This is a genomic window from Acidovorax sp. KPB24-07, assembly GCF_057543315.1.
The window spans coordinates 1-26192 of the sequence record NZ_BAAJYS010000031.1; the positions used below are offsets into that span (position 1 = coordinate 1).

Here is a 26192-nt window from a genome sequence, read left to right on the forward strand (position 1 = left end):
GGCCCGCCGTGCGCCGCAGCTTTTTGAACCCGGCCACGCGCCACGCGAGCGGCCACCTGCGCGGGCGCGAGCCCTTCGTCGAGCTGCCGTGGGACGACGCGCTGGACCTGGTGGCCGGTGAACTGCGCCGCGTGCGCGCGGCCCACGGCAACGAGGCCCTCTTCGGCGGCAGCTACGGCTGGTCGAGCGCGGGGCGCTTTCACCACGCGCAGAGCCAGTTGCACCGCTTCCTGAACGGCTTCGGCGGCTACATCGCCAGCAAGGACAGCTACAGCCTGGGCGCCGGCCGCGTGCTGCTGCCGCACATCGTCGATGGCATGGACGCGCTGCTGCAGCACCACACCGCGTGGGACGTGCTGGCGCAGCACTGCGAGCTGTTCGTGGCCTTCGGCGGCCTGCCCGTGCGCAACACGCAGGTGAGCCCCGGCGGCGCGAGCGACCACGGCGCGGCGCCGGCCCTGGCCCGCATGGCCACCAGCGGGCGCACGGCCTTCGTCAACATCAGCCCGGCACGCGACGACCTGGCGGCCGTGCCCGAAGCCGAGTGGCTGCCGATCCGCCCCGGCACCGATACCGCGCTGATGATGGGCCTGGCCCACGTGCTGGTCACCGAAGGCCTGCACGACGCCGCCTTCTGCGCGCGCTACACCGTGGGCTTCGACCGCGTGCGCGACGCCCTGCTGGGCCACGGTGCCTACGGCACCGCCAAGACGCCCGAGTGGGCCGCCGCGCAGACCGGCATTCCCGCCGAGCGCATCGTGGCGCTGGCGCGGCGCATGGCCCGCCAGCGCACCCTCGTCAACTGCACCTACTCGCTGCAGCGCGCGCGGCACGGCGAGCAACCGTTCTGGATGGCCGTCACCCTGGCCGCGCTGCTGGGCCAGATCGGGCTGCCCGGCGGCGGCTTCGGCCTGGGGTACGGCTGCATGAACTACATCGGCAGCGGGCACGGCAGCTTCTCGGGCGCGCGCCTGCCGCAGGGGCACAACCCCGTTGGCGCCTTCATTCCCGTGGCGCGCATCGCCGACATGCTGCTGCAGCCCGGCGAGCCGTTCGACTACAACGGCGAACGCCATCGCTACCCCCATGCCCGCCTGCTGTACTGGGCCGGCGGCAACGTGTTCCACCACCACCAGGACCTGAACCGCACCATCGAGGCCTGGCAACGGCCCGAAACCATCGTGACGCACGAACAGGTATGGACGGCGCAGGCCCAATACTCCGACATCGTGCTGCCCGCCACCACCTCGCTGGAGCGCGACGACATCGGCAGCGCCGCCAGCGAGCCGCGCATGATCGCCATGCGCGCGGCCATCGCGCCCGTGGGCGAGGCCCGGGACGACTACGCCATCTTCCGCGCGCTGGCCGGGCGGCTGGGTTTCGAGGCCGCCTACACCGAAGGGCGCGACACCGCGCAATGGCTGCGCCACCTGTATGAAGCCGCCCGCCCGCGCGCCGAAGCGGCGGGTATCGCACTGCCCCCGTTCGACGCATTCTGGAGCGCCGGCCACCTCGAACTGCCCCGGCCCGCCGCACCCGTGGTGCTGCTGGAACGCTTTCGACAAGACCCGGCCGCGCACCCGCTGCCCACGCCCTCAGGACGCATCGAGCTGTTCTCGCAGACCATCGACCGCTTCGGCTACGACGACTGCCCGGGCCAGGCCACGTGGTTCGCGCCCGAGGCATCGGCCTGGCCCATCCACCTGCTGTCGCACCAGCCCGCGGCGCGGCTGCACAGCCAATACGACCACGGCCGCGTGAGCCGCGCCACCAAGGTGCAGGGCCGCGAGCCGATCACGTTGAACCGCGCCGACGCACTGCGCCGCGGCATCGCCGGGGGCGACGTGGTGCGCGTGTTCAACGCCCACGGCGCCTTCCTGGCCGGGGCGGTTCTGAGCGACGGCCTGCGTCCCGGCGTGGCGCAGATCGCCACGGGCGCCTGGTACGACCCGCTGGACCCGCAGGTGGCCGGCAGCCTGGACAAGCATGGCAACCCCAACCTGGTCACGCCGGATGTCGGCAGTTCCCGCCTGTCGCAGGGCTGCGCGGCGCAGAGCGCGCGGGTGGAGGTGGCGCTGTGGCGGGGGCCGTTGCCGGAGGTGACGGCGTTCGAGCCGCCGCAGCGGTTGGAAGTGGACGCAGCGTTCGCCCATTCGGCCACAAGCCAGCCCCAGCCCGATCAGGACTTGTACCCCAATTGGCCTCCAGCACAATAGTTACTAGGGCATATCGCTATCAATTAAATAGCACACATGCCAGCGGAGCATGTCGAGGGCGAGTCGGGCTATGCTCGCCGCTGGCACGCGCCCGTGGCGCCGCAGTCCGGCGATCGGTGCTATACACGGATTCACGCAACACACCATTCGAGAGGAATGCATGTCGATCAAAACCCTTCTGAAATCCACCGTGGTGGCCCTGGCGATCGCCTCCAGCGGGTCGCTTTTCGCACAGGGCACGCCCATCAACACCGCGGCGTTCGACGCGCTGGTCGCGCAGGGCCCCGTCGCTGACGCGGCCACCATCGCATCCAGCACCTGGGCCAGCAAGATCAAGCAGGCCGGTACCCTGCGCCTGGGCGGCACGCAGACCTCGAACCTGTTCTCGCTGCTCAACGAGAAGGACGGCAAGATGCGCGGCTTCGACGCCGGCCTGGCCCAGCTCATCACGCGCTACATCCTGGGCGACGGGGCCAAGGTCCAGTTCACGCAGGTGACCTCGGCCACGCGCGAGCAGGTGCTCATCAACGGTCAGGTGGACATGGTGTTCGCCACCTATTCCATCACGCCCGCCCGCGCCGAGAAGATCTCGTTCGCCGGGCCCTACTACACCTCGCAGGCCGGCGTGCTGGTCAAGGCGAACAACAAGACCATCCAGTCACACGACGACCTGGCCGGCAAGAAGGTCGCCACGCAGGCGGGCTCCACGGGCCCCGCGATCCTGGCGCAGTACGCGCCCAAGGCGGCCGTGCAAGAGTTCCAGACCCACCAGGAGGCCCTGGACGCCCTGCGCCAGGGACGCGTGGATGCCTACGTGACCGACCACACGCTGCTGCTCAACGCCCTGAGCCTGGGAACCGGCGACGCCAGACTGGCCGGCGCCCCCTTCGGTGCGCAAGACCCCTACGGCATCGGACTGCCCAAGGGCTCGGACGGCGTGGCCTTCGTCAATGCCTTCCTCAAGAAGATCGAAGCCGACGGCACCTGGGCCAAGCTCTGGACCATTTCCATCGGACAGCGCACCGGCAGCACCGCCGTGCCGACGCCCCCCGCCCTGCCCTGATCCCCGATGGGCGAGGTTTCCCGGCTCCTGGCCGACCACGGGCCTGCCTTCGGGCAGGCCCTTTTGCTGACGTGGAAGCTCACGGTCCTGTCGTTCGTGCCCGGCTTCGTGCTGGGCATGGCCGTGACGGTGCTTCGGCTCTTGCCGCTGCCGCCGCTGCGCTTCGTCCTGACCGTCTACGTCGAGATCTTCCGCAACATTCCCAGCGTCGCGCTGCTGATCTTCATCGTGTTCGCGCTGCCCGACCTGAACGTGCTGTTCGACTATGAGCCCGCCGTCATCCTGACGTTGATACTGGTCTGCTCCGCGTTCACGGCGGACTACCTGCGCTCGGGCATCAACACCGTGGCCGGCGGCCAGATCGAGGCCGCCCTCAGCCTGGGCATGCGCCCGATGCGCATCGTCTCGGCGGTGCTGCTGCCGCAGGCGCTGCGCGCGGTGGTGCAACCGATGACCTCGCTGCTCATTGCGTTGATGCTGTCCACCTCGTTGGCATCGCAGGTGCCGTTTCCGGGCCGGGAACTCACTACGCTCGTGTCCAAGATCGCCAACGACTCCGCGGCCGGCATGGCCGCGTTCGCAGTGGCCGCCGCGATGTACGTGGCGTCCGGGCTGCTGATCGCCTGGGCCGGCGCCGCCCTGGAAAAGAAGGTGCGAATCCTGCGATGAGCCGCCCCCTCGAAGACATCCTGTTCGGGGCGCCCAGTCCCCGGGCCCAAACCGTCGCGCGTGTCGCAAGCGGGGCCGCGGCGGCCCTGCTGCTCCTGCTGGCGGCGGCGGTCGCGTTCCGGTTCCACTCGGCGGGGCAGCTCGACGCCCGGTTCTGGAAATTCTTCGCCTGGCCCACGACCTGGGCCTTCCTGGCCAAGGGCCTGCTCGGCACGCTGGCCTCGGCGGCGATGGCCGCCGTCATCGCGCTGACCCTCGGCCTCGTACTGATGGTGGGCCGCCGGGCGCGGTCGGGGCTCGTGCGCTGGCCCAGCACCGCGGCCATCGAGTTCCTGCGTGGCACGCCGACGCTGCTGCTCATCTACGTGTGCTTTCTGGTACTGCCTTCGGCCGGGATCAAACTCAGCACCTACTGGATGCTGACCCTGCCCGTCGGCCTGAGCACCGCCGCCGTCGTGGCCGAGGTGTACCGCGCGGGCGTGCTCGCCGTTCCCCGCGGCCAGACCGACGCCGCGCGAAGCCTGGGGCTGACCGAGGTCCAGGTCTTTTTCGTCGTCGTCTTTCCCCAGGCGCTGCGCTACATCGTCCCGGCGCTGGTCGCGCAACTGGTCATCGTGGTCAAGGACACCACCTTCGGCTACGTCGTCACCTATGGCGAACTCATGCAGAACGCCAAGGTGCTCATCGCCAACTACCACTCGCTGGTACCGGTGTACCTGGTGGTCGCGGCGCTGTACTGCCTGGTGAATTACGCGATCTCCAGGGCGAGCCAATGGCTGGGGCGGCCGGTGCATTGACGGTCGTCAGCAGCCCGGTGACGGGACGCTCTGCGAGAAAAGGAGAGCGGTCTCGTGGGATTTTCACTCTGACCGCGGCAACCGATGGAACGCTCTCCATCATTGAGTCGACGACCGGTTCATATTCCTTCCGTGCCGACGATTCATCTCCTGAATGGCGAACATCAACTCGCCGATCAACTCTGCACAAACAATTTCATTTTTCGATTGATAGGCCAGCCCAAACTCTTCTTCATCAGGATCGAAAAACAAAATACAACCATCGCTTCTGGCAATTTTGTAGGCCAGTTTATTCGGCTGATCAAATATTTTGAAAATCGATACACCAGTACGGCAGCTTTGGAAATATTGAACCAATGTGAAACGCGCGTTGGATTCACAGAAAGCATGTAGGAAATTTTCCAATTCGCCTTCTAAAATCTTCATTTAATTATCTGCAATTTTATGCAGCCAGCGAGAAACAATGGAGAACGAACATTGCAGTCACTGTATATTCGAAAAATCAATAATACCCCAACTAGCCCCCTTGGCATCCAATCCAATTTTCAATCCATCGTCATACTCGTTAATTTCCAGTAACAAGTAATCCTTCATATCTTCCGACAAAAGCCCCATAATCCCCCAATCAGCAGAACTCAACAAATACTCCACATTGACATCTGCCAATGAATCTATTTTCACCAAGCCGCAATCGATAGCGCCCTCTATCCATACATATATTCTCGAAATATTCAAAACATTTAAATGATTAAATATTTTCTTAAATTTTTCAATTTCATGAATTGAAAAATCCAACTCAATGGTGCTCGATTTCATGCCTTCGAAAACCTGGCTTTGCGCACGAAGCTTCTTAGCCTCATCGGGCGCACCCAAATTTGCATCCATGATAGGCAAAATCAATATTTTTGAAAGATTACTCAAATATTTCGGATAAATTATCCTCCTGCAAATCAATGATTGCTTATCCGACATTTTCTCGATCATTAATAAGATTATTAGCAATTATTTCACCATCTTCACTCGATTATGATTATTTAAATTGCTTGCACTCCAATATTTAAATAAAATTTATCTATTTAAATTTTCATATCCACCATTAAGCCATCAAGCTTCAGATTGCATTTCTAGAGGAATATCGTCTTCCGGCTCCAACCCAATCCGATCCAAGACGTCAAACCAAGCCTTCCATAGAGACGGTGGCAGTTTTCCCCCGCACCATGGGCTCCCCCCGCCACCGTATGTGATTCCGTATTCTCTGAATTTTGAAATAAATTCCAAATTAAAATCATCCGAACTTAGCCGATCACACATGGCCGAGCAGCAGTGTCGAAAAAATTCCATTTAACAATCACCAAGCCATATTCTATATTTAATGATTACATCAGCTTAAAAATTGTTCAGCCTGCTTAAATCCCTTATCTTCAGCAGACCAAGTAGGAAAATAGCTTTCCCAGTTATCTTTCTTTCTACAAATTTTTTCATCACGGACATATAAAACTTCTCTGGGCATTTCTGCTCCAAACGGTCAAAAAATTTCTTTTTTCACTCTTGCATATTGATCTTTATATCCATATTCACCAGCAGGAGTGCAATGATGCCCATAAAAACGTGACCTATAGGACTCCACTTTCGCAGCCATTTATATTTTAATTATTATCAGAGAAGGCTTTTAACTCAGCCTCCATAAGCCCTGCAATCGCCTTATAGTCATCAAACGCTTGCGCTATTACATTTGAATGAAAATTTAAAACATGATTCCTAACTTCCTCCTCATTTTTAAATGCACCGCAATCTTGCAATTTTTTTTATTAACAAAGGCTGTAGAACCCAATTTCTACCAACCTCACTCAAAGACCATGGAAAATTACCGTTATAATTTTCCAACAATGAAGTCAAGCAAGAAATAAGACGATTTTCGAGATGATCGTCTACCGTATTTTTATCAAATCGCCAAACAGCAACAGGCAGTACAAATTCGATCTGCTCAGGCTTCAATACGGGATACCGAAACCATTCCAATTTGGCAACGCCTTCCAAAGCATTAATAACACCTCTGCCAAAATCTTTCATTTGATTACCGCCCCAGGATTTAACTGCTGAATCATTCGTATCCAATCACCAAGAGGGACTGGAATGCTATTTAAGCGCGGATCATATATATATTTCCCGTCACTATAAACCTCGTGGTATTTAAATCCAGCATCCAGCTTGCCATACTCAATCAGGCGTATATCACCACCATTCTTTCCTGTAACTCGCAAAATTCGTCCATCGCCTGCGGTGCTCATTAACACTTTTGCAATTTCAGAGCAATCAGTTCCCGTCGTAATTGGAAGATTATTCATTTTCTCAACTACTGTGGCATTTGGTGCATGCAGCGCGTTTGGACCACGAAATGGCCGAGTCACACCAGGCCCAGTAAGTGGCAGAGGAGGAAGACCCGCAAGCCCACCGCCTCCAACTCCCTCCGGTGCCAAAGCCAAAGGATTCATTCTTACCAGACCAGTTGCGTCGATATAGTTCAGTGGATCGCCGTCCACATAAACATATCTATTCCACCCACCATCCAGCCCGATTGGATCGGCCTGTATATACCGTGCTAGTGCAGGCCCTTGCACCAAGCTCAAAAAACTAACAAGCAATATATATTTAAACCATTTCATCAAGATTCTCCCTCTCCTAATTTTGAAATTTTGCATTTGCGCCGTATCCATTTTTGGCAGAAATTTCCAACGGCCGCCAACCCAGCCCATAAGCCCGATCGTAAATTGACTTGAGTTGATCATCCAGCATCAGGAGCCGCGGGCGCTCACTCACCGGTATATCACTGGGCCCAGGATATTTTCCAATAAACTCCCGCTTTCGGATTTCCTGATTCGCAGCGAACAGATTCAAAAGCGCGCAGATGTCATTGGGACTGTATTTCAACAAAAATTGAGCCAGCGCGGCATGCCGATAAGGCTGATCCTGCTTTTCATAAAACGCCATGAGCGTTTCTGCCATGGCGACAATGGCCTCTTTCTTGGACATGGGCCGCATGTAAATCCCCGATTTCAAAGCGATATCGGTCATGGGAGACTGCTGGCGCAGCCAGGCGTCCCGCGTGAAGCCGGCGCCGCTGGTCGTTTCCAGGTTGTACAACTTGCCGTCGCTGTCTCGCCATTGCACGAACAGATGGTTGGGGGCGGCCGCCAGGCTGACGTCCAGTCCCAGCCGCTGGCCCAGGAAGATGAACAGCAACGGCATCGAGACACAGTTACCCTTTTTTGTTCTCAGGTAGTTGAGCAACAGTTTGTTTTTGATATTGCGTCCGTACGGATCTTCCAGGTCGTACTGAAATGGCCGCCGCTCGTTCCACTCGTTGGGCTGATAGATGTGAAAACGCAAGGCGTCCAAGATCAAGCGTTTGGACGCCCCTGTGGGCAGCGTCTTTCGAATCCCCCGCGCCATCTCATTCAATCGTTCCAATGTCGCATCGACATCGACACTGGGGTCCATCATTCGGTCGATGACCAATTTGGCTCTGGACAGGTCGATTTCGGCCTCTGGGGCTTCCAACATCTTCTGGATGATTTGTCGGTTTTCATCCGGCGGTTGGCTCAGCCGCTGGGCATGGGCCATCGAAACCAATGCAAGGAAGAAGATGGCAGATGCCCATCGCGTCAAACGCACCGCCAAGGCCAGCCATTGAGGCGTGGGAGAGGGGCTCGATGCATGTTCCGCCTCGCCCCGTACCCGCCTCGGTCGGGGGCGCGTTGCAAGATTTCGCGGGCCCTGTAATGCACTGCTGCGTTGGGTCTTGCGGCCATGATTGGTGTGCATCCCTGGGCACGCCCTTCTGGACTTGTCCATGGCCGAAGCCAAGACCTGTGCATCGCCGACGTGCACGCACATGGCCGCGCCTTCTGCGCTCATTGAAACCTCCCCGTTTCATCTTTTTTGTTGGGGCGGATGTTAAAGGCAGAGCGGCCGGCGCGGGCCAAAAATGCATGCCAAATATTAACTATTTGTTAACCACTGATCAGTGTGTTGCTTGCGATGGTTTTGAGTGGCTTTTGTCGCGCGAATGCTCGTGGGCGTCCTCCATAGGCCAGAGGAGCCCTCAGCGGGACAGGGTGGCAGGTTGCGTCAAAAGCAACCCCACCCGCCCCCCTCACACCTCCAGCCACTCCTTGCGCACATAACTGTTCTCGCGCAGGCCCTGGGGCGTACCCTCGAAAACGATGCTCCCATGGCCCATGACCAGCGCGCGGTCGGAGATGGTCATGGCGATGGTGAGCTTTTGCTCGATGAGCAGCACCGAGATGCCGCGCGCCTTGATCGCCATGAGGTACTGCCCCACCAGTTCCACGATCTTGGGCGCGAGGCCTTCGGTGGGCTCGTCGATGATGATGAGGTCGGGGTCGCCCATGAGGGTGCGGCACAGGGTGAGCATCTGTTGCTCGCCACCCGACATGACGCCGGCTTCGGTGTGCTGGCGCTCCTTCAGGCGCGGGAACATGCCGTACATGTCGTCGAAGCTCCAGCGGCTGCCTTTGCCCTTGCCCTTCTGGCCCAGCAGCAGGTTCTGGTGCACGGTCAGGTTGGGAAAGATGTCGCGGCTTTCGGGCACGTAGCCCAAGCCCAGGTGCGCGATCTCGTAGGCCTTCTTGCCATCGAGGCGCTGGCCCTTCCATTCGAGCGTGCCCTCCCAGTCCACCAGGCCCATGATGGCCTTGGCGGTGGTGGAGCGGCCCGAGCCGTTGCGCCCCAGCAGCGCGACGATCTCGCCCGGCTGCACGCCGAACGAGACGCCGTGCAGCACGTGGCTTTTGCCGTAGTAGGCGTGCAGGTTGTCGACCTTGAGCATGGTTCAGTGTCCTTCCGCCTGCTGCGCTGCCGCCACGGCCGAGCCCAGGTAGGCCTCCTGCACGCGCGGGTTGGCGCGAACGGCCTCGGGGGTGTCGAAGGCGATCACCTCGCCGTAGACCACCACGGCGATCTTGTCGGCCAGGCCGAACACCACGCCCATGTCGTGCTCCACGGTGAGCAGCGTGCGGCCCACCGTCACTTCCTTGATGAGGCGGATGAAACGCGCGGTCTCGCTCTTGCTCATGCCGGCGGTGGGCTCGTCCAGCAGGATGACGTTGGCGCCCCCGGCGATGGTGATGCCGATCTCCAGCGCGCGCTGCTCGGCGTAGGTGAGGTTCATGGCCAGCGTGTCGCGCTTCTTGTCCAGGCGGATCTGCTCCATGAGCTGCGTGGCGCGCTCGTTGGCATCGTGCAGGCGCGAGAGAAAGCGCAGGAAGGTGTAGCGGTAGCCCAGGCTCCACAGCACGCCGCAGCGCAGGTTCTCAAACACGCTGAGCTTGGGGAAGATGTTGGTGATCTGGAAGCTGCGCGACAGCCCCATGCGGTTGATCTCGTACGGCGCCTTGCCGTCGATGCGCTGGCCATTCAGCAGCACCTGGCCGCTGGTGGCGCCGAAGCGTCCGCTGATGAGGTTGAACAGCGTCGACTTGCCGGCGCCGTTGGGGCCGATGATGGCCACGCGCTCGCCCGGGGCCACGCACAGGTTGGCGCCGCGGATGATCTCGGTCTTGCCGAAGCGCTTGTGCAGGTCGCGCAACTCCAGCGCATAGGGGGTGTTGACGGGGGTCACGCTCATGCGGCCTTCCCCCGCTTGATGTCCTGCTCGATGGCTTCCTGGATGGCGCCCCATTGCTGCAGGAACTGCCGCCGCACGGTCTCGAACAGGCCGAGGCCCACCAGCAGCACGAAGCCCGCCCCGAACCAGCTGGACAGGGCCCGCGCGTTCAGCGTGGCGCCGAGAAAGTTCATCTGCGGCCCGAGCGCCGAATTGAGCTGCAGGTGGTAGGTCATCTCCACCATGCAGGCCGCGCCCAGCACCGCCACGAGGGCCGTGCCGCCCAGGGCCAGGTACGACACCCACAGCGTGTGCAGCCGGCCGTACTTGGCCACGCGCAGGTTCATCATGATCAGGCTGGCGATGCCGCCGGGCGCATACATCACCATGAACAGGAACACGAGGCCCAGGTACAGCAGCCAGGCCTTGGACAGCTCGGACAGCAGCACCGAGGCGAACACCAGCAGCACCGCGCCGATGATGGGGCCGAAGAAGAAGGTAGCCCCACCCAGGAAGGTGAACAGCAGGTAGCCGCCAGAGCGCAGCACGCTCACGCTGTCGGCGCCGGTGACGATCTCGAAGTTGATCGCCGCCAGCCCCCCGCCCACGCCCGCGAAGAAGCCCGCGATGATGAAGGCGAAGTAGCGCACGCGCTGCGTGTTGTAGCCGATGAACTCCACGCGCTCGGGGTTGTCGCGCACCGCGTTCAGGATGCGGCCCAGCGGCGTGCCGGTGAAGGCGAACATGAGCGCGGTGCACACGAAGCAGTAGGCGGCGATCAGGTAGTACACCTGGATGGCCGGGCCGAAGGTGATGCCCATGAACCCCTTGCCGTACACGCGGTCGGTGGTGATGCCGCCCTCCCCGCCGAAGAACTCGGGGAACATCAGCGCCATGGACGCCACCAGCTCGCCGATGCCCAGGGTGATCATGGCGAAGGTGGTGCCCGACTTCTTGGTGGTGACGAAACCCAGCAGCACGGCGAAGAACAGCCCCGCCAGCCCGCCCACGAGCGGGATGAACACCAGCGGAATGGGCACCGCGCCCTTGCCGGCCAGGTTCATCGCATGGATGGCGATGAACGAGCCCAGGCCGGTGTACACGGCATGGCCGAAGCTCAGCATGCCGCCCTGCCCCAGCAGCATGTTGTACGAGAGGCAGATGACGATGAGGTAGCCGATCTGCGACAGCATGGTGAGCGCCAGGCTGCTGGTGAACAGCATGGGCGCCACGATGAGCGCAGCCGCGAACAGGCCCCAGATGACGATGCGCCCGATGTTGAGCGGTTTGAACCGGTAGGCCGGCGGCGAGGAAGTGTGGGAGCGCATGGGTTCAGTCCTCCCGCGTGCCGAGCAGGCCCTTGGGCCGGAAGATGAGGATCAGCACCAGCAGCAGGTACGGCAGGATGGGCGCCACCTGCGACACGGTGAGCTTGAGCAGCGGCCAGCCGAAGGTCTGCTCGGTCACCGCCATGCCGGCCGCGCGCAGCGCATGCGCCAGCGAATAGTCCAGCGCCACCGCGAAGGTCTGCAGCACGCCGATCAGCAGCGAGGCAAGGAAGGCCCCGGCCAGCGACCCCATGCCGCCCACGACGACGACAACGAAGATGATCGAGCCCACCGAGGCCGCCATGGCCGGCTCGGTGACGTAGGTGTTGCCGCCGATCACGCCCGCCAGCCCGGCGAGCGCGCAGCCGCCGCCGAACACCAGCATGAACACGCGCGGCACGTTGTGGCCCAGCGCCTCGACCATGTCGGGGTGCTTGAGCGCGGCCTGGATCACCAGGCCGATGCGCGTGCGGGTGAGCAGCAGCCACACGGACAGCAGCATCAGCAGCGCCACCAGCATCACGAACGACCGCGACTTCGGGAATTGCGTGCCATACAGCGTGAAGAGCGGCCCCTGCAAATGCGCGGGCAGGCCATAGGGCACGGTGGAGCGGCCCCACACCAGCTGCACCACCTCCAGCACCAGGTACGACAGGCCGAAGGTCACCAGCAGTTCGGGCACATGGCCGTACTGGTGAACGCGGCGCAGCGCGTAGCGCTCGAACGCCGCACCGAGCGCGCCCACCAGCAGCGGCGCCACGAACAGTGCCACCCAGAAGCCGACCAGGCCGGACAAGGTGTAGGCGATGTAGGCCCCCAGCATGTAGAAACTGGTGTGGGCGAAGTTGAGCACGCCCATCATGCTGAAGATGAGGGTGAGCCCCGAACTGAGCATGAACAGCAGCAGCCCGTAGCTGACGCCGTTGAGCAGCGAGATCACGAAAAACTCAAGATTCATCGAAGAACAGCGCCCGCACGGTTAAAAAAAAGAGCCCGAGGAACCCCGGGCCCAAGGTCTCACAGCAATGAAATCGGATGCCCGGATCAGGAGGGCCGCTTCATCTGGCACGAGGTGGGCGTGCTGGCCACGTAGGGCTCGTAGTACTTCACCGGCACGAAGGTGTAGCCGGTATTTTCCGCGTCGTTAGGGTACTTGCCGCCGGCCTTCTCCCATTTGGAGACGAACAGGCCCTGCTGCAGCTGGTGGTCGCTCTTGCGCATCTCGACCTCGCCGTTGAAGCTGTTGAACTTCATGCCCTCCAGCACGGGGGCCACCTTCACCGGGTCGGTGGACTTGGCCTTCACGAAGGCGGCATCCAGCATGGCGAAGGCGTGGTACACGGCACCGGTGTACATGTCGTCGTTGAACTTCTTCTTGTACTCGGTGACCACGCGGCCGATGTCGCCGGGCAGGTTCAGGTGGTTGTACGACACCATGTACACGCGCCCCGCCGCCGCCGCGCCCATGGCCGTGGGGCTGCCCGTCACGCCGCCGTAGTAGGTGTAGAAGTTGACGTTGGCCAGCCCCGCATCGTTGGCGGCCTTGATGAGCAGGGCCAGGTCCGAGCCCCAGTTGCCGGTGATCACGCTGTCGGCGCCGGACTGCTTGATCTTGGCGATGTAGGGCGCGAAATCGCGCACCTGGGCCAGCGGGTGCAGGTCGTCGCCCACGATCTGCACGTCGGGCCGCTTGCGCGCCAGGTTCTCCTTGGCGAACTTGGAGACCTGCTGGCCGTGCGAGTAGTTCTGGTTGATGAGGTACACCTTCTTGACCTCGGGCAGGTCCTTCATGAAGGTGGTCATGGCCTCCATCTTCATCGAGGTGTCGGCATCCAGGCGGAAGTGCCAGTAGCTGCACTTGCTGTTGGTGAGGTCGGGGTCCACGGCGGCGTAGTTGAGGTACATGACCTCCTTGCCGGGATTGCGCGCGTTGTGCTTTTCCAGCGCGTCGATGATGGCCAGCGCCGGGCCGGAGCCGTTGCCCTGCACCACGTAGCGCGCGCCCTGGTCCATGGCAGAGCGCAGGGCGCTGGTGGTTTCCTGCGGGCTGAGCTTGTTGTCGATGCCGATGATCTCGAACTTCACACCCGCCGCGTTCTTCTTGTTGAACTCCTCCGAGAGGAACTGGAAGCTCTTGAGCTGGTTGGTCCCCACCGCCGCCATGAGGCCGGACAGCGGGTCGAGCCAGGCGATCTTCACCGTGTCGCCCTTTTGAGCGAACGCGCCGCCAGCGCTCACCAGGATTGCGGATGCAGCTACAGCCTTGATAGCAAATCTCATCGCTTGTCTCCTCTTGGGTTCTTGAATGGAACAGGGCGCAGCGTAAGGCACGCCACAGAGGAGATGCTCAGGGATTCACCCTATCCGCTATCCCGCATGCGACTGGGCGGCGGCCTCTCGCGCCCCCCCTCGCCGCACCGGCGTGCGTCACAGGCCCGGCAGGCGGTAGTCCTTGAGTTGCTCGCGCAGCTTGGCCTTGAGCATCTTGCCCGTGGCGCCGATCGGGATCGCGTCCACGAACAGCACATCGTCCGGGATCTGCCACTTGGCGGTCTTGCCCGCGTAGAACTGCAGCAGTTCCTCGCGCGTCACCTCCGCGCCCGGGCGCTTGACCACCGCCACGATGGGCCGCTCATCCCACTTGGGGTGCGGCATGCCCACGCACGCGGCCATGGCGACGGCCGGGTGTGCCATGGCGATGTTCTCGATGTCGATGGAGCTGATCCACTCGCCCCCGGACTTGATCACGTCCTTGCTGCGGTCGGTGATCTGCATGTAGCCGTCGGCATCGATGGTGGCGACGTCGCCCGTGGGGAACCAGCCGCGGCCCTGCGCATCGGGCACCAGCGGATCGCCCTCGCCGCGGTAGTAGTTCTCGACGATCCATGGGCCCTTGACCAGCAGGTCACCATAGGTCTTGCCGTCCCAGGGCAGTTCGTGGCCGTCGCCGTCCACGATCTTCATGTCCACGCCGTAGATCGCGCGGCCCTGCTTCATGAGGATCTGCATCTGCTCGCCGCGCGGCAGCGCCAGGTGCTTGTTCTTGAGCGAGCACAGCGTGCCCAGCGGGCTCATCTCGGTCATGCCCCACGCGTGCAGCACGCGCACGCCGTAGTCGTCCTGGAACGACTGGATCATGGCCGGCGGGCAGGCCGAGCCGCCGATCACGGTGCGCTTCAGTTGGCCGAAGCGCAGGCCGCCCGCCTTCACGTGGTTGAGCAGCATCTGCCACACGGTGGGCACGCCAGCGGCGAAAGTCACGCCCTCGGCCTCCATCAGCTCATAGACCGATTTGCCGTCCAGCGCCGGGCCGGGAAAGACCACCTTGGCGCCCACCAGCGGCGCCGAGTACGGCAGCCCCCAGGCATTGACGTGGAACATCGGCACCACGGGTAGCACCGCATCGCTGGCCGACAGGCCCATCACGTCCGGCAGCGCGGCGGCATACGCGTGCAGCAGGGTCGAGCGGTGGCTGTAGAGCACCGCCTTGGGGTGCCCGGTGGTGCCGCTCGTGTAGCACATGCTGGAGGCGGTGTTCTCGTCGAACGTGGGCCACACGTAGGTGTCAGGGGCTTCGCCGATCCAGGCTTCGTAGCTCAGCAGGCCGGGGATGCCGCTGTCGGCGGGCAGCTGGTCGGCATCGCACAGCGCCACCCACTGGCGCACCATGGGGCACTTGGCGTGCACGGCCTGCACGATGGGCAGAAAGGTCATGTCGAAGCACAGCACCCGGTCTTCGGCGTGGTTGACGATCCACGCGATCTGCTCGGGGTGCAGGCGGGGGTTGATGGTGTGCATCACCCGCTCCGAGCCGCTCACGCCGTAGTACATCTCCATGTGGCGGTAGCCGTTCCAGGCCAGGCTGGCCACGCGGTCGCCGGCTGCCAGGTCCATGCCGTCCAGCACATTGGCCAGCCGCCGCGCCCGCACCGCCATGTCGCGGTAGGTGTAGCGGTGGATGTCGCCCTCGACGCGGCGCGACACGATCTGCACGTCGCCGTGGTGGCGCTCGGCGAATTCGATCAGCGTGGAAATCAGCAAGGGTTGACTCTGCATCAGGCCCAGCATGTTGGCTCCTTGGGTTGTCGTTGTGAATGGTTCCGCGGCATCCTACCGTGCGCCCTGTGTGCTGCCGCCCTGGGGGCGCCAAGCACCGGGGCCGCATCTGTCGCCAGCTTGACAGCCGCCGCCGCGGCCCCGGGCGCCCAAGCCCCCTCGCCGCGCGTGGCAAAGCGGGTCGGAGACAATTCGGCAGATGAACGCCCCCCTTCCCACCGCCGCGACGGCGCCCGCGTCCGGCCTCGAATGGCGCAACGGCTTTGCAGCGCTGGGCCCGGATTTCTTCACCGAACTGGTGCCCACCCCCCTCCCCGCCCCGCACTGGGTGGCCACGAGCCTGGATGCCGCACAGCAGCTGCGCGTGCCCGACGCCTGGCTGGCCTCCGACGCGGCACTGCAGGTGTGTTCGGGCAACGCGCTGCTGTCGGGCATGCAGCCATTGGCCACGGTGTACAGCGGCCACCAGTTCGGGGTGTGGGCGGGGCAACTGGGCGATGGCCGCGCCATCCTGCTGGGCGAGACCGACGGCGGCCTGGAGGTACAGCTAAAGGGCGCCGGGCGCACGCCGTATTCGCGGGGGGGCGATGGCCGTGCCGTGCTGCGCTCGAGCATCCGCGAATTCCTGTGCAGCGAAGCCATGCATGCGCTGGGCGTGCCCACCACGCGGGCGCTGGCCCTGACCGGCTCGCCCGCCCCGGTGCAGCGCGAGGTGGTGGAGACCGCCGCCGTCGTGACCCGCACCGCGCCGAGCTTCATCCGCTTCGGGCACTTCGAGCACTTCGCGGCACGCGACCTGCTGCCGCAGCTGCGCACGCTGGCCGACTACGTCATCGACCGCTACTACCCCGAGTGCCGTGGCCCGGACGCGCCGGGCGGCAACCCCTACGCCGCCCTGCTCCAGGCGGTGAGCGAGCGCACGGCGGAACTGCTCGCCCACTGGCAGGCGCAGGGCTTTTGCCACGGGGTGATGAACACCGACAACATGAGCATCCTGGGCCTCACGATCGACTACGGGCCCTTCCAGTTCCTCGACGCGTTCGTGCCGGGCCATGTGTGCAATCACAGCGACACGCAGGGCCGCTATGCCTTCAACCGCCAGCCCAACGTGGCCTACTGGAACCTGTTCCGGCTGGGCCAGGCGCTGCTGCCGCTGATCGAGGACGTGGCGCTGGCGCAGGCAGCGCTCGCGTCCTACCAGACCGTGTTCCCGGCCGCGTTCCTGCAGCGCATGCGCGGCAAGCTCGGGCTGCAGGCCGTCCACGACGGCGACGCTGCGCTGGTGGACGGCCTGCTCAACCTGCTCGCCCAAGGCGGGGTCGACTACCCCATCTTCTGGCGGAGCCTGTCGCATGCCGTGGCCAGCGGCGACTTCGAACCCGTGCGCGACCTGTTCATCGACCGGGCGGGCTGGGAGGGGTGGTTGCTATCATTTTCAGAGCACCCAGGACAATCAAATCCCCGGCATATGGCCGATTTGATGCTGAAATGCAATCCGAAATTCGTGCTGCGCAACCACCTGGGCGAGCAGGCCATCCGCGCGGCCACGCAAGGCGACTTCGCGCCGCTTCACACCCTGCAGGCCCTGCTGGCCGAACCGTTCGACGAACACCCGGGCCACGAGTCCTGGGCCGACTTCCCGCCCGACTGGGCTTCCTCCATCGAAATCAGCTGCTCATCATGACCTTCCCCATCAAAAAGACCGATGCCGAATGGCAGGCCCTGCTGCAGAGCAAAGGCGCCGAGCCCGTCGCCTGGCAAGTCACCCGCCACGCCGCCACCGAGCGACCCTTCACCGGCAAGTACGAAGCGCACTGGGCCGACGGCAGCTACCACTGCGTGTGCTGCGGCGCCAAGCTGTTCGACTCCGGCACCAAATTCGACGCCGGCTGCGGCTGGCCCAGCTTTTCCGAGGCGGTGCCGGGCTCGATCAAGGAGATCGTGGACCGCAGCCATGGCATGGTCCGGACGGAGACGGTTTGTGCACAATGCGGGGCCCACCTCGGCCACGTGTTCGAGGACGGCCCCGCCTCCACCGGCCTGCGCTACTGCATGAACTCCGCATCGCTCGATTTCGAGCCCGGCTCCTCCTGAACGGCGGCAACGCCCGCCCACGCTCCAGCCCTCCCCCATGAAACTGCTGATCGACTTCTTTCCCATCATCCTGTTCTTCGCGGCCTTCAAGCTGTGGGGCATCTACACGGCCACGGCCGTGGCCATCGCCGCCACCGTGCTGCAGATCGGCTACCTGCGGTACAAGAACGGCAAGGTCGAGCCCATGCAGTGGGTGAGCCTGGGCGTCATCGTGGTGTTCGGCGGCGCCACGCTGCTCTCGCACAGCGAAACCTTCATCAAGTGGAAGCCCACCGTGCTGTACTGGCTGATGGGCTCGGCGCTGCTGATCGGCCAGCTGTTCTTCCGCAAGAACCTGATCCGCTCCCTGATGGGCGCGCAGATGGAATTGCCCGACACCGCCTGGCGCACCGTGAACTGGAGCTGGACCGGGTTCTTCGCCGTGATGGGTCTGGTCAACCTGTGGGTGGCCTACCGCTTCGACACCGACACCTGGGTCAACTTCAAGCTGTTCGGCGGCATCGGGCTGATGGCGGTGTTCGTCATCGGCCAGGCTTTGTACCTGAGCCGCTATATGAAGGAAGACGACACCAAGGCCGTGCCCAAGACCACGCCCGAGGCGGCCCGCAAGGACGTGCAGCCATGACGGCGCTGGCCATCACCGCCGAGGCCATGGAGGCCCGGCTGCGGGAGCGGCTGAACCCTTCCGCGCTGCAGGTGCTGGACGAAAGCGCCGCCCATGCAGGCCATGTCGGGGCCAACGGAACGGGTTTCGGCACCCATTTCCGGGTGCGGATTTCGTCACCTTTGTTTACAGGCAAACCCCGCGTGGCACAACATCGCCTTGTGTATGATGCGCTGCAAGAATTTATTGACCAAGGCGCTCACGCCATAGCCATTGAAGTTCTTTGATCCGGCCCTATTTGTCGGACTTGCGGCCCAAACGGCTGCAACTCATTTCCTTTTTGTGGACTCCCCAATGAAGAAAAAGCTCTTGTCCGGCCTCGTGGCCGCTGCCGTGCTGGGCGCGACGGCCTTTCCCGTCTACGCTCAAAACCTCGCCGTTGTGAATGGCAAGGCCGTTCCCAAGGAACGTGCCGAGGTCCTGAAGCAGCAAGTGGAACGCTCCGGCCGCCCCGTGACCCCCGAGGTCGAAGGCCAGATCAAGGAAGAAGTGATCGCCCGCGAAATCTTCTTGCAGGAAGCCCAGAAGCGCGGCCTCGAAGCCTCGCCCGACTACAAGGTCCAGATGGAACTGGCCCGCCAGACCATCCTGATCCGCGAACTGTTCGCCGACTACCAAAAGGCCAACCCCGTCACCGACGCCGAAATCCAGGCCGAATACGACAAGTTCGTTGCCGCCAACACCGGCAAGGAATACAAGGCCAGCCACATCCTGGTGGAAAAGGAAGACCAAGCCAAGGCCATCATCGCGTCCATCAAGAAGGGCGCCAAGTTTGAAGACATCGCCAAGAAGCAGTCCAAGGACCCCGGATCCGGCGCCCGTGGCGGCGACCTGGACTGGTCGGCTCCGAGCAGCTACGTGGCCGAGTTCACCGAAGCGCTGGTCAAGCTGAACAAGGGCCAGATGACCCAGACGCCGGTCAAGACCCAGTTCGGCTGGCACATCATCCGCCTGGACGATGTGCGCGAAGCCAAGCTGCCCAAGCTGGAAGAAGTGAAGCCCCAGGTGGCGCAGCAACTGCAGCAGCAAAAGCTGGCGAAGTTCCAGGAAGAACTGCGCACGAAGGCCAAGATCGAATAATCGCTCGTAGCCGGCGGATTGGCAGTCACCTGCCAAGCCGACACGCTTTCGTCTCGACGCGGCCTCACGGGCCGCGTTCTGCTTTTGGGACCGGGCCTTTTCCCCTTTTCCTAGGAACGGCCCAGTACCCAGGATGCCGCCATGAGCAGGCCGATCATGACTGGCTGGTGCAGCATGTAATAGCTCAAGCTCCAGCGCCCCAGCACCGCCAGCGGCGACAGCCCCCGGGGCAGAGTGGCCACCATCCATTGTGGGCGCTGTTGCAGCACCCATTGCCCGCTCGCCAGGCCCCACCACATCACGCCCAGCCAGGGCAGCACCGGCACGTAGTCTTCGGTGAAAGGCTTGCGCGACACCAGTCCCAGCCAGTTGAGCGCATAGCCGTTGAACGTGGGCGCCCCGGCCGCCAGCGGCCCCTCCGTCAGCGCCCACCCTGCGATAGAGGGAAGCGCCACGGCCATCGCGCCGGCAGGCCAGAGCCAAGCGCCCCACCCGGCCGTGCATCGCGCAACGAGGAGCATGGCGGCCATCCCGTGCAAGACGCCGAAATGGATGAAGCTCTGCGGAAACATCAGGGACGACCCTGCGGTGACCAGCAAGGCGCATCCCACGATCTGCAGCCAGCGCTTGAAGAAGCGGGCCCATCCGAGACCCTGCTGCCAGGCCAGTGCCTGTCCCAGCCCCGCGCAAAAGAGAAAGAGCGCCACGATGGCTGTCCGCTGGGTCGTCCAGAAAGGATCGGCACGGAAATTCTGCGGCCAGTACCCAAAGTGGCTGAGGTCGAAACAGAAATGGAAGACCGTCATCCACACCATGGCCACGCCTCGCAAGGCGTCCACGCCCTCCATGCGCGCCCCGCCGGTGCGCGTAGAAGAGCCAAAGGGGGAAAACGGACGGGACGTTGCCATGTGCTTTGGAAGAGTGGGAAATGGTGGAGCGATCGGTCCAGGCGCTGCCATGGCTGAGCCTCAGGGTGGGCCTACCGTGGTGCTGGATGCAATTTCAGCTTGTTGGCCTTATGGCCCCGTTCTAGCATGGGACCGAGGAGGCATTATGGACAATCATCCACAAGCAGAAATAGAACTGCTGCGCGAGGAAATCAGAACGCTCAAAAGCGCACTCGCCAACGTCACGACCCAGGTGCAACCGCTGAATATGCTGGCCCAGGCCCTGGTGATATTGCACCAGGAGCCTGCCGCATTGCGCATGGTGTTCGAGCATGCGATTCCCGAAGCCAGCGCGCCGGATTTACCCTTCCTCATGGAAGAGGAATAAGCGGAGCGGTTGGCACACCAGCGCGAATGGACCCTGAGACTGCTCCGCACCCGGGGCTGACCTTCGCGCGCCTGCCATGGACGCGGGAAACTGCAGCAAAGGAAATACTGGAGAGGGAAATTAAAAAGACAAAAGGGGTCAGGTCAAATGACCTAACCCCTTGAATCAATGGTCGGAGCGGCGGGATTCGAACTCGCGACCCTCTGCTCCCAAAGCAGATGCGCTACCAGGCTGCGCTACGCTCCGACAGCTAGTATTCTAACCCTGCATCACAGCCGTATTTGGAAGATTCAAGGAAATTTGCCAGTTTTTTTCCAAATCACCGCGACGAGGGGCCCGGGCCACGGCCTGGGAGGTGGCGGAAGGTGATGCGGCCCTTGGACAGGTCGTAGGGGGACATTTCCAGCGAGACCTTGTCACCGGCAAGAATGCGGATGTGGTGCTTGCGCATCTTGCCGCCGGTGTAGGCGATCAGTTGATGGCCATTGTCCAGCGTGACGCGAAAGCGGGAATCGGGCAGGACTTCCGTCACGGAGCCCTGCATTTCAATCAGTTCTTCTTTGGCCATGATTTCAAGTCAATCTTCAAACAGTAATAGGAGGTATCGGGGCCTGCGCGAAACTGCAACCGGAATGTCGGCCCATCTCGCAAGAGATCCAGGCGCGGTGCACAGCAAGCGGGGGTGGTCACTGCGCCCCATGGCGCATCGGTAGGAAAAGGCCGGCGGGGCGGCTTCCACACACAGCAGCGGCAGCGAGGCGCTGCGCAAAACCGCACCATTGTAACGTAGTAAGGAATCGTGTGGAATAGTGCCGATACACCACTGCGCCGCTCGCCGGCCCATGCACCGGGACGGTTGCACCCCGTGGTGAATGGCATCGATTTGACAGCGGCCCCGACTGACTTCGTTCCGGCATCTGGCGCCAGATGGCCTGCGCATGCAGCGTCAAGGCGCACGGCCGGGCCCCGCAGGCGCGCTCGGTAGAATGCCTCGCACCCCAACCGCTCAGGAAGTCCACCTTGTCAGACCGCCTTGCCGTACTGCCTCAATATCTACTTCCCAAACAGGCGCTGACGGCGCTGGCGGGGCGGCTTGCACGGGCGCAGGGCGGCCCCCGCACCACGGCCGCGATCGAGCGTTTCATCGCCCGTTACCGGGTGGACATGAGCGAGGCGGTCGAGCCCCGCCCGGCCGCATATGCCACGTTCAACGACTTCTTCACCCGCGCCCTGCGCCCCGGTGTGCGCCCGCTCGCCGCGGCGGCCGCGGTCTGCCCGGTGGATGGGGCGATCAGCCAGTTCGGTCCCATCGACCAGGACCAGATCTTCCAGGCCAAGGGTCACCGCTACTCGACCACGGCCCTGGTGGGCGGCGATGCGGCGCTGGCCGCGCAGTTCGACAACGGCAGCTTCGCGACGATCTACCTGAGCCCCCGCGACTACCACCGCATCCACATGCCTTGCGATGGCACCTTGCTGCGCATGGTGCATGTGCCGGGCGACCTTTTTTCGGTGAACCCGGTCACGGCGCGGGGCGTGCCCGGCCTGTTCGCGCGCAACGAGCGCGTGGTGTGCGTGTTCGACACGCCTTTGGGAAAGATGGTGCTCGTGCTGGTGGGCGCGACCATCGTGGGCAGCATGGCCACGGTGTGGCACGGTCAGGTCAACCCGCCGCGCAGCGGCGAGCTGCGCCACTGGGACTATGCCGACCGGCAGATCGTGCTGCGCCAGGGCGAGGAAATGGGCCGCTTCCTGCTGGGCTCCACCGTGGTGCTTCTGTTTCAGCGCGGTGCGGTGCGGTTTTCGGAGCAATGGGCCCCTGCCCGGCCCGTGCGGCTGGGCGAGGCGATGGCCGAGCAGTCGGCCGGCTGAGCGATCGGATGACCCAGGCCTGAGTCGGCCTGCCCGGCTCCTGCATGAAGCGGGATGCCGTGAGACTTCAGCGCTTGCGCACGGTGGTGAACGCGCTGGGTGCCAGGAAGAGCCGGCTGGGGGAGACGGACGCCTCGTGGCCCACGAGGTAGATGGCCAGTTCCTGGCGGCGCAGGGCCACGTGGCTCACGGTTTCCCACTGGTCGCCCATGCGCACCGCGGTGCCGGGCCGAAACAGCGGCATGTGAAAGAACTCTCCCCATCCAGGCAGGGCTGCGGGCTTTTCCGCGACCGCAGGCGCGAGGGTGGGGGCGATGTCCATGGCGCATGCTACTCCGCTGCGGCCCTTTGCGGGGAAATGATTGGCGTGCGGCGTCATGGCGCTGTCACAGCGCGACCCTAGAGTGCAGCCGCAGCAGGCCGCGAGCGGCCTGCGCGCACCCGTTTTCGCCCTCGCCTTTCCAACCTGCCTGCTCCCCATGACGCTGCCCCTGCCCCGACGCACCCTGATCCTGGCGCTTGCCGCCGCATTCGCGCTCTCCGCCTGTGGCGGCGGGGGTTCCGATGCCGCACCACCGGATGCGCCGCGCGGCCTGGGGTATGCCGATTCGGCGCCGGTGCCCAATGAGTCGACCACGCCCCCGTTCGTGGACTTCGCCTTCACCAACCAGCGCGGCGATGCCCGCTACGCCACGCTGGCCACCAACGCCGGCGTTCGGGTGCTGTCAGGCTTTCTCGACATCTGGAAGCCCAGCACGCTGCTGGTGGATGCCGGCGTCACGGCCGATGCCAACGGCGCCTTCCCCGCGATCAAGCCAGCGGCCTGGACCGGCATTCCCGGCGACGCGACCGACGGCACGGTGCTGAACGCGCAGGTGCACACCCGCAACATCCAGTACGTGGTGGACGCCACGGCGCGCCGCACCGCGGCCCAGGAACGCCTGGCCTACGAAGACGACCGGCGCGGCAAGGCCTACAGCGTGACCGATGGCCTGGGCCCGTTGACCAATGCATGGCGCACCGCGGCGCAGCAAAAGACCAGCATTTCGGGCATTCCCGCGGATGCGACCACGGTGCTCTACAACGACACCGGCAACAACGCTGGCGTGGGCGACAGCGCCAATGCGGGCTTCGGCACGGTGGTGGACTTCATCGGCGGCATCGGCGACAACGGCTCGACCGAGCCAGCCAAGCGCTTCTACAAATACGCCCGCCCGTGGCGCTGGAGCGCCAATGTGCAGATCGTGCCGGCCCTGGTGCCCGCCAAGAGCACCACCCCAGCCACCGACGGCGGCTTCACCAGCGGCCACACCGCCGAGGGCGTGCGCGATGCCATCGCCATGGCCTACCTGGTGCCGGAGCGGTTCCAGGAAATGCTGGCGCGCGGGCTGGAGTTGGGCGAAAGCCGCATCCTGGCCGGCATGCACTCGCCCCTGGATGTGATCAGCGGCCGCGTGCACGGCCAGGCCGTGGCCGCCGCCAGCATCGCCACCGGCGTGAACGCGCCGCGCAAGGCCGCTGCCGTGGCCCAGGCCCGCAGCACGCTGATGGCGGCGGTGGGTGCGCGCACGCCGGAGGAATTCCTGCAGATCGCCCATTCGCAGGCCACCACGGCCGACCGTTTCGCCGACCGCGCCACCAACCAGGCCGAGTACCTGCGCCGCATGACGTTCGGCTTCGCCCCCATCGGCGACACCACGCGCCCGGCCGTCGTGCCCAAGAGCGCCGAGGTGCTGCTGGAAACACGCTTCCCCTACCTGGATGCGGGCCAGCGCCGCGTGGTGCTCAAGACCACCGCGATCGCCTCGGGCTACCCGGTGCTGGACGACGCCGAAGGCTGGGGTCGCCTGAACCTGTTCGCGGCCGGCGACGGCTACGGCGCCTTCAATGGCGACGTGGCAGTGACCATGGACGCGGCGCAGGGCGGCTTCAACGCACTGGACGCCTGGCGCAATCCCATCGCGGGCGCCGGCAAGCTCACCAAGCGCGGCAGCGGCACGCTCGTGCTGGCGGGCGCGAACCGCTACACCGGGGGCACGGAAGTGGCCGCGGGCGCCGTGCGGGCCGACAGCAGCAGCGCGCTGGGGCAAGGCGACGTGTACCTGAGCGGCGGCACGCTGATCGGCAACACGTCGGCGGAGCTGGCCATCGGCGGCGCCTTCACCCTGGGCAGCAGCAGCACGCTGGAACTGCGCGTGGGCGCCAACGGCGCCGGCCAGCTGCAGGCCGCCGGCCCGGTCACGCTGGCGGGCACCCTGCGCATCGCCTTCCGCTCGGGCTTCACGCCAACGATCGGATCGACCCTCACGCTGGTGCGTGGCGCCCCGGTGCGCGGGACGTTCGGCAGCATCACGGTCAACGGCTTCAAGGTCACGCCCATCTATCTGGACGACTCCGTGCAGCTTCGGATCGACGCGGCGGCCTGACGCCGCGGGCGCCCCGCCGCCCTTCCCCCCCGGTGCGGCGGGCGCGGACCGGCCGCTCCTGGCGGGCCTTACGCCCGCACCCGGGTGCGGGCAAATTGCAGCGCCGCCTCCAGCATGCGGTGCAGCACGGGCTGCACGCCGGCCGCCACCTCGGGCAGGTAGTGGAACGGCAAGGCTTCCTGCATGTAGCTGCACTGCGTCATCTCCAGCTGCACCGCGTGCACGTTGCGCGCGGGATCGCCGTAGTGCCGCGTGATGTGGCCGCCCTTGAACCGGCCGTTGAGCACCGCGGTGTACGCCGGGTCGGACTGCCCGATGCGCAGCAGCGCCTGCGCCAGCGCCGGGTCGCAGCTGGCCCCTTCGGCCGTGCCCAGGTTCAGGTCCGGCAGCTTGCCCGCGAAGAACCTCGGCAGCACGGAGCGGATGGAATGCGCATCCCACAGCATGGCCACGCCATGGGCGGCGCGCAGGCGCTCCAGCTCGGCGGCCAGCTGCGCGTGGTACGGCGCCCAGATGGCATCGCGGCGCGCGGCGATCTCGGCGTCGTCCGGCGCATCGCCCGCCTCCGCGTAGATCGGCGTGTCGTCGAAGGTGTCCACCGGGCAAAGGCCGGTGACGCTCTGGCCGGGGTACAGGCTGGCGCCGTCCGGCGGCCGGTTCAGGTCGATCACATAGCGCGAGTGCGTGGCCACCAGGATCGAGGCGCCGAGGTCGCGGGCAAAGCCGTAGAGCCGCTCCAGGTGCCAGTCCGTGTCCGGCACCTGGCGGGCCTCGTCGGTGAAGCGCGCGGCGATGTCCGGGGGCACATGCGTGCCCACGTGGGGCATGGACACGAGCAGCGGCGCGGTGCCCTGGTGGAAGGTGAAGGGTGGCGGGGAATGGGTGGCGGTCATGCGATCGGGTCTGCGTTGGGGGCTTCGAAAGCCGAGGGCCGGCCGGTCGGTCAATGCCCGGCGCGGGTGATGGTGGCCGTGCGGGCCGCCACGAAGGCGGCGGCGGCACGGTCGTGCAGCGGCGTGGCGCCCC

29 protein-coding genes and 1 tRNA gene are annotated in these 26192 nt (G+C 64.1%); 12 read left to right on the plus strand and 18 right to left on the minus strand.

Annotated elements, in window-relative coordinates; genetic code table 11:
* The 4 genes from AC27IQ_RS06335 to AC27IQ_RS06350 all read left to right on the plus strand — a co-directional run.
* Nucleotides 1–2216, plus strand: a 2216-nt coding sequence (locus tag AC27IQ_RS06335; RefSeq protein WP_487088919.1) for a molybdopterin-dependent oxidoreductase, incomplete at its 5' end; no start/stop codon positions are given.
* A 160-nt stretch (nt 2217–2376) separates the two neighbouring features.
* A complete protein-coding gene (locus AC27IQ_RS06340; protein WP_487088921.1) occupies nt 2377–3279 on the plus strand; it encodes a glutamate ABC transporter substrate-binding protein in 903 nt (300 codons plus the stop codon).
* Between the two features lie 6 nt (nt 3280–3285).
* Nucleotides 3286–3948, plus strand: a complete 663-nt coding sequence (locus tag AC27IQ_RS06345; protein ID WP_272568813.1) for an ABC transporter permease subunit — start codon at nt 3286–3288, stop codon at nt 3946–3948.
* Nucleotides 3945–4745 (plus strand): amino acid ABC transporter permease, encoded by an 801-nt coding sequence (locus tag AC27IQ_RS06350; protein WP_487088923.1) that lies wholly within the window; start codon nt 3945–3947, stop codon nt 4743–4745. The genes AC27IQ_RS06345 and AC27IQ_RS06350 overlap by 4 nt, the downstream gene beginning before the upstream one ends.
* A gap of 99 nt (nt 4746–4844) precedes the next feature.
* On the opposite strand, the gene AC27IQ_RS06355 is transcribed toward AC27IQ_RS06350, so the two are convergent.
* The 13 genes from AC27IQ_RS06355 to AC27IQ_RS06415 all read right to left on the minus strand — a co-directional run bounded on the left by AC27IQ_RS06355 (nt 4845) and on the right by AC27IQ_RS06415 (nt 15767).
* Complete coding sequence (locus tag AC27IQ_RS06355; protein ID WP_487088925.1) at nt 4845–5171, minus strand: hypothetical protein; 327 nt, start codon at nt 5169–5171, stop codon at nt 4845–4847.
* A 57-nt stretch (nt 5172–5228) separates the two neighbouring features.
* The gene (locus AC27IQ_RS06360) at nt 5229–5729 is read right to left on the minus strand and encodes a hypothetical protein (RefSeq protein ID WP_487088927.1); all 501 of its coding nucleotides are present in this window, start codon (nt 5727–5729) and stop codon (nt 5229–5231) included.
* 120 nt (nt 5730–5849) lie between these two features.
* A complete protein-coding gene (locus AC27IQ_RS06365) occupies nt 5850–6086 on the minus strand; it encodes a DUF6980 family protein (RefSeq protein ID WP_487088929.1) in 237 nt (78 codons plus the stop codon).
* 40 nt (nt 6087–6126) lie between these two features.
* Nucleotides 6127–6255 (minus strand): hypothetical protein, encoded by a 129-nt coding sequence (locus AC27IQ_RS06370; RefSeq protein ID WP_487088931.1) that lies wholly within the window; start codon nt 6253–6255, stop codon nt 6127–6129.
* A 266-nt stretch (nt 6256–6521) separates the two neighbouring features.
* Complete coding sequence (locus AC27IQ_RS06375) at nt 6522–6815, minus strand: hypothetical protein (RefSeq protein ID WP_487088933.1); 294 nt, start codon at nt 6813–6815, stop codon at nt 6522–6524.
* Nucleotides 6812–7408, minus strand: coding sequence for an RHS repeat-associated core domain-containing protein (locus AC27IQ_RS06380; RefSeq protein ID WP_487088935.1), 597 nt, complete (start codon nt 7406–7408; stop codon nt 6812–6814). The genes AC27IQ_RS06375 and AC27IQ_RS06380 overlap by 4 nt, the downstream gene beginning before the upstream one ends.
* A gap of 16 nt (nt 7409–7424) precedes the next feature.
* Nucleotides 7425–8660, minus strand: a complete 1236-nt coding sequence (locus AC27IQ_RS06385) for a transglutaminase family protein (protein WP_487088937.1) — start codon at nt 8658–8660, stop codon at nt 7425–7427.
* A 238-nt stretch (nt 8661–8898) separates the two neighbouring features.
* Nucleotides 8899–9594 carry an ABC transporter ATP-binding protein gene (locus AC27IQ_RS06390; protein WP_272563916.1) on the minus strand — a complete coding sequence of 232 codons (696 nt, stop codon included), beginning with the start codon at nt 9592–9594 and terminating at the stop codon, nt 8899–8901.
* A gap of 3 nt (nt 9595–9597) precedes the next feature.
* Nucleotides 9598–10392, minus strand: coding sequence for an ABC transporter ATP-binding protein (locus AC27IQ_RS06395; RefSeq protein ID WP_272563917.1), 795 nt, complete (start codon nt 10390–10392; stop codon nt 9598–9600).
* Nucleotides 10389–11699 (minus strand): branched-chain amino acid ABC transporter permease, encoded by a 1311-nt coding sequence (locus AC27IQ_RS06400; protein ID WP_487088939.1) that lies wholly within the window; start codon nt 11697–11699, stop codon nt 10389–10391. The genes AC27IQ_RS06395 and AC27IQ_RS06400 overlap by 4 nt, the downstream gene beginning before the upstream one ends.
* A gap of 4 nt (nt 11700–11703) precedes the next feature.
* Nucleotides 11704–12657 (minus strand): branched-chain amino acid ABC transporter permease, encoded by a 954-nt coding sequence (locus tag AC27IQ_RS06405; RefSeq protein ID WP_487088941.1) that lies wholly within the window; start codon nt 12655–12657, stop codon nt 11704–11706.
* Between the two features lie 86 nt (nt 12658–12743).
* On the minus strand, nt 12744–13979 hold the full coding sequence (locus AC27IQ_RS06410; RefSeq protein WP_284401886.1) for a branched-chain amino acid ABC transporter substrate-binding protein: 1236 nt from the start codon (nt 13977–13979) through the stop codon (nt 12744–12746).
* Nucleotides 13980–14126: 147 nt separating this feature from the next.
* The gene (locus AC27IQ_RS06415; RefSeq protein WP_487088942.1) at nt 14127–15767 is read right to left on the minus strand and encodes a 3-(methylthio)propionyl-CoA ligase; all 1641 of its coding nucleotides are present in this window, start codon (nt 15765–15767) and stop codon (nt 14127–14129) included.
* Between the two features lie 187 nt (nt 15768–15954).
* On the opposite strand from AC27IQ_RS06415, the gene AC27IQ_RS06420 reads away from it, so the two are divergent.
* From AC27IQ_RS06420 to AC27IQ_RS06440, 5 genes are all read left to right on the plus strand, one after another.
* On the plus strand, nt 15955–17439 hold the full coding sequence (locus tag AC27IQ_RS06420) for a protein adenylyltransferase SelO (RefSeq protein WP_487088944.1): 1485 nt from the start codon (nt 15955–15957) through the stop codon (nt 17437–17439).
* On the plus strand, nt 17436–17849 hold the full coding sequence (msrB, locus tag AC27IQ_RS06425; RefSeq protein WP_272563923.1) for a peptide-methionine (R)-S-oxide reductase MsrB: 414 nt from the start codon (nt 17436–17438) through the stop codon (nt 17847–17849). The genes AC27IQ_RS06420 and msrB overlap by 4 nt, the downstream gene beginning before the upstream one ends.
* A 37-nt stretch (nt 17850–17886) precedes the next feature.
* Complete coding sequence (locus AC27IQ_RS06430; protein WP_487088947.1) at nt 17887–18474, plus strand: septation protein A; 588 nt, start codon at nt 17887–17889, stop codon at nt 18472–18474.
* Entirely contained in the window at nt 18471–18740 is a 270-nt protein-coding gene (locus tag AC27IQ_RS06435; protein WP_284428701.1) for a BolA family protein, read from the plus strand. The genes AC27IQ_RS06430 and AC27IQ_RS06435 overlap by 4 nt, the downstream gene beginning before the upstream one ends.
* A 67-nt stretch (nt 18741–18807) precedes the next feature.
* On the plus strand, nt 18808–19593 hold the full coding sequence (locus tag AC27IQ_RS06440) for a foldase protein PrsA (RefSeq protein WP_284428702.1): 786 nt from the start codon (nt 18808–18810) through the stop codon (nt 19591–19593).
* Nucleotides 19594–19703: 110 nt separating this feature from the next.
* Here the strand turns inward: AC27IQ_RS06440 and AC27IQ_RS06445 are convergent, their stop codons facing one another.
* Nucleotides 19704–20501, minus strand: coding sequence for an acetyltransferase domain-containing protein (locus tag AC27IQ_RS06445; protein ID WP_487088948.1), 798 nt, complete (start codon nt 20499–20501; stop codon nt 19704–19706).
* A gap of 145 nt (nt 20502–20646) precedes the next feature.
* On the opposite strand from AC27IQ_RS06445, the gene AC27IQ_RS06450 reads away from it, so the two are divergent.
* Nucleotides 20647–20868 carry a hypothetical protein gene (locus AC27IQ_RS06450; RefSeq protein WP_487088949.1) on the plus strand — a complete coding sequence of 74 codons (222 nt, stop codon included), beginning with the start codon at nt 20647–20649 and terminating at the stop codon, nt 20866–20868.
* 169 nt (nt 20869–21037) lie between these two features.
* On the opposite strand, the gene AC27IQ_RS06455 is transcribed toward AC27IQ_RS06450, so the two are convergent.
* Both AC27IQ_RS06455 and infA read right to left on the minus strand, forming a co-directional pair.
* Nucleotides 21038–21114 (minus strand) — tRNA-Pro (locus AC27IQ_RS06455).
* Nucleotides 21115–21187: 73 nt separating this feature from the next.
* Nucleotides 21188–21436, minus strand: a complete 249-nt coding sequence (gene infA, locus AC27IQ_RS06460) for a translation initiation factor IF-1 (RefSeq protein WP_092739728.1) — start codon at nt 21434–21436, stop codon at nt 21188–21190.
* 452 nt (nt 21437–21888) lie between these two features.
* Between infA and asd the strand changes: the two genes are divergently transcribed.
* Entirely contained in the window at nt 21889–22740 is an 852-nt protein-coding gene (gene asd, locus AC27IQ_RS06465) for an archaetidylserine decarboxylase (RefSeq protein ID WP_284428705.1), read from the plus strand.
* Between the two features lie 67 nt (nt 22741–22807).
* Here the strand turns inward: asd and AC27IQ_RS06470 are convergent, their stop codons facing one another.
* Entirely contained in the window at nt 22808–23062 is a 255-nt protein-coding gene (locus AC27IQ_RS06470) for a hypothetical protein (protein ID WP_284428706.1), read from the minus strand.
* A gap of 157 nt (nt 23063–23219) precedes the next feature.
* Here AC27IQ_RS06470 and AC27IQ_RS06475 point away from each other — a divergent pair, with 157 nt between their 5' ends.
* On the plus strand, nt 23220–25166 hold the full coding sequence (locus AC27IQ_RS06475; RefSeq protein ID WP_487088950.1) for a phosphatase PAP2 family protein: 1947 nt from the start codon (nt 23220–23222) through the stop codon (nt 25164–25166).
* Between the two features lie 68 nt (nt 25167–25234).
* Here AC27IQ_RS06475 and hutG read toward each other — a convergent pair whose 3' ends face one another.
* On the minus strand, nt 25235–26059 hold the full coding sequence (hutG, locus tag AC27IQ_RS06480) for an N-formylglutamate deformylase (protein WP_284428708.1): 825 nt from the start codon (nt 26057–26059) through the stop codon (nt 25235–25237).
* Between the last annotated feature and the right edge of the window lie 133 nt (nt 26060–26192).

Bases quoted from the DNA above. Each gene is read 5' to 3' on its own strand.
- AC27IQ_RS06415 (WP_487088942.1), bottom strand. From the start codon at position 15,767: ATGCTGGGCCTGATGCAGAGTCAACCCTTGCTGATTTCCACGCTGATC.
- AC27IQ_RS06400 (WP_487088939.1), bottom strand. From the start codon at position 11,699: ATGCGCTCCCACACTTCCTCGCCGCCGGCCTACCGGTTCAAACCGCTC.
- AC27IQ_RS06395 (WP_272563917.1), bottom strand. From the start codon at position 10,392: ATGAGCGTGACCCCCGTCAACACCCCCTATGCGCTGGAGTTGCGCGAC.
- AC27IQ_RS06350 (WP_487088923.1), top strand. From the start codon at position 3,945: ATGAGCCGCCCCCTCGAAGACATCCTGTTCGGGGCGCCCAGTCCCCGG.
- AC27IQ_RS06475 (WP_487088950.1), top strand. From the start codon at position 23,220: ATGACGCTGCCCCTGCCCCGACGCACCCTGATCCTGGCGCTTGCCGCC.
- AC27IQ_RS06375 (WP_487088933.1), bottom strand. From the start codon at position 6,815: ATGAAAGATTTTGGCAGAGGTGTTATTAATGCTTTGGAAGGCGTTGCC.
- AC27IQ_RS06445 (WP_487088948.1), bottom strand. From the start codon at position 20,501: ATGGCAACGTCCCGTCCGTTTTCCCCCTTTGGCTCTTCTACGCGCACC.
- AC27IQ_RS06420 (WP_487088944.1), top strand. From the start codon at position 15,955: ATGAACGCCCCCCTTCCCACCGCCGCGACGGCGCCCGCGTCCGGCCTC.
- hutG (WP_284428708.1), bottom strand. From the start codon at position 26,059: ATGACCGCCACCCATTCCCCGCCACCCTTCACCTTCCACCAGGGCACC.
- AC27IQ_RS06390 (WP_272563916.1), bottom strand. From the start codon at position 9,594: ATGCTCAAGGTCGACAACCTGCACGCCTACTACGGCAAAAGCCACGTG.
- AC27IQ_RS06440 (WP_284428702.1), top strand. From the start codon at position 18,808: ATGAAGAAAAAGCTCTTGTCCGGCCTCGTGGCCGCTGCCGTGCTGGGC.
- AC27IQ_RS06340 (WP_487088921.1), top strand. From the start codon at position 2,377: ATGTCGATCAAAACCCTTCTGAAATCCACCGTGGTGGCCCTGGCGATC.
- AC27IQ_RS06435 (WP_284428701.1), top strand. From the start codon at position 18,471: ATGACGGCGCTGGCCATCACCGCCGAGGCCATGGAGGCCCGGCTGCGG.
- AC27IQ_RS06355 (WP_487088925.1), bottom strand. From the start codon at position 5,171: ATGAAGATTTTAGAAGGCGAATTGGAAAATTTCCTACATGCTTTCTGT.
- AC27IQ_RS06430 (WP_487088947.1), top strand. From the start codon at position 17,887: ATGAAACTGCTGATCGACTTCTTTCCCATCATCCTGTTCTTCGCGGCC.
- AC27IQ_RS06470 (WP_284428706.1), bottom strand. From the start codon at position 23,062: ATGGACATCGCCCCCACCCTCGCGCCTGCGGTCGCGGAAAAGCCCGCA.
- AC27IQ_RS06345 (WP_272568813.1), top strand. From the start codon at position 3,286: ATGGGCGAGGTTTCCCGGCTCCTGGCCGACCACGGGCCTGCCTTCGGG.
- msrB (WP_272563923.1), top strand. From the start codon at position 17,436: ATGACCTTCCCCATCAAAAAGACCGATGCCGAATGGCAGGCCCTGCTG.
- AC27IQ_RS06365 (WP_487088929.1), bottom strand. From the start codon at position 6,086: ATGGAATTTTTTCGACACTGCTGCTCGGCCATGTGTGATCGGCTAAGT.
- AC27IQ_RS06405 (WP_487088941.1), bottom strand. From the start codon at position 12,657: ATGAATCTTGAGTTTTTCGTGATCTCGCTGCTCAACGGCGTCAGCTAC.
- infA (WP_092739728.1), bottom strand. From the start codon at position 21,436: ATGGCCAAAGAAGAACTGATTGAAATGCAGGGCTCCGTGACGGAAGTC.
- AC27IQ_RS06385 (WP_487088937.1), bottom strand. From the start codon at position 8,660: ATGAGCGCAGAAGGCGCGGCCATGTGCGTGCACGTCGGCGATGCACAG.
- AC27IQ_RS06360 (WP_487088927.1), bottom strand. From the start codon at position 5,729: ATGATCGAGAAAATGTCGGATAAGCAATCATTGATTTGCAGGAGGATA.
- AC27IQ_RS06370 (WP_487088931.1), bottom strand. From the start codon at position 6,255: ATGCCCAGAGAAGTTTTATATGTCCGTGATGAAAAAATTTGTAGAAAG.
- AC27IQ_RS06410 (WP_284401886.1), bottom strand. From the start codon at position 13,979: ATGAGATTTGCTATCAAGGCTGTAGCTGCATCCGCAATCCTGGTGAGC.
- AC27IQ_RS06450 (WP_487088949.1), top strand. From the start codon at position 20,647: ATGGACAATCATCCACAAGCAGAAATAGAACTGCTGCGCGAGGAAATC.
- AC27IQ_RS06380 (WP_487088935.1), bottom strand. From the start codon at position 7,408: ATGAAATGGTTTAAATATATATTGCTTGTTAGTTTTTTGAGCTTGGTG.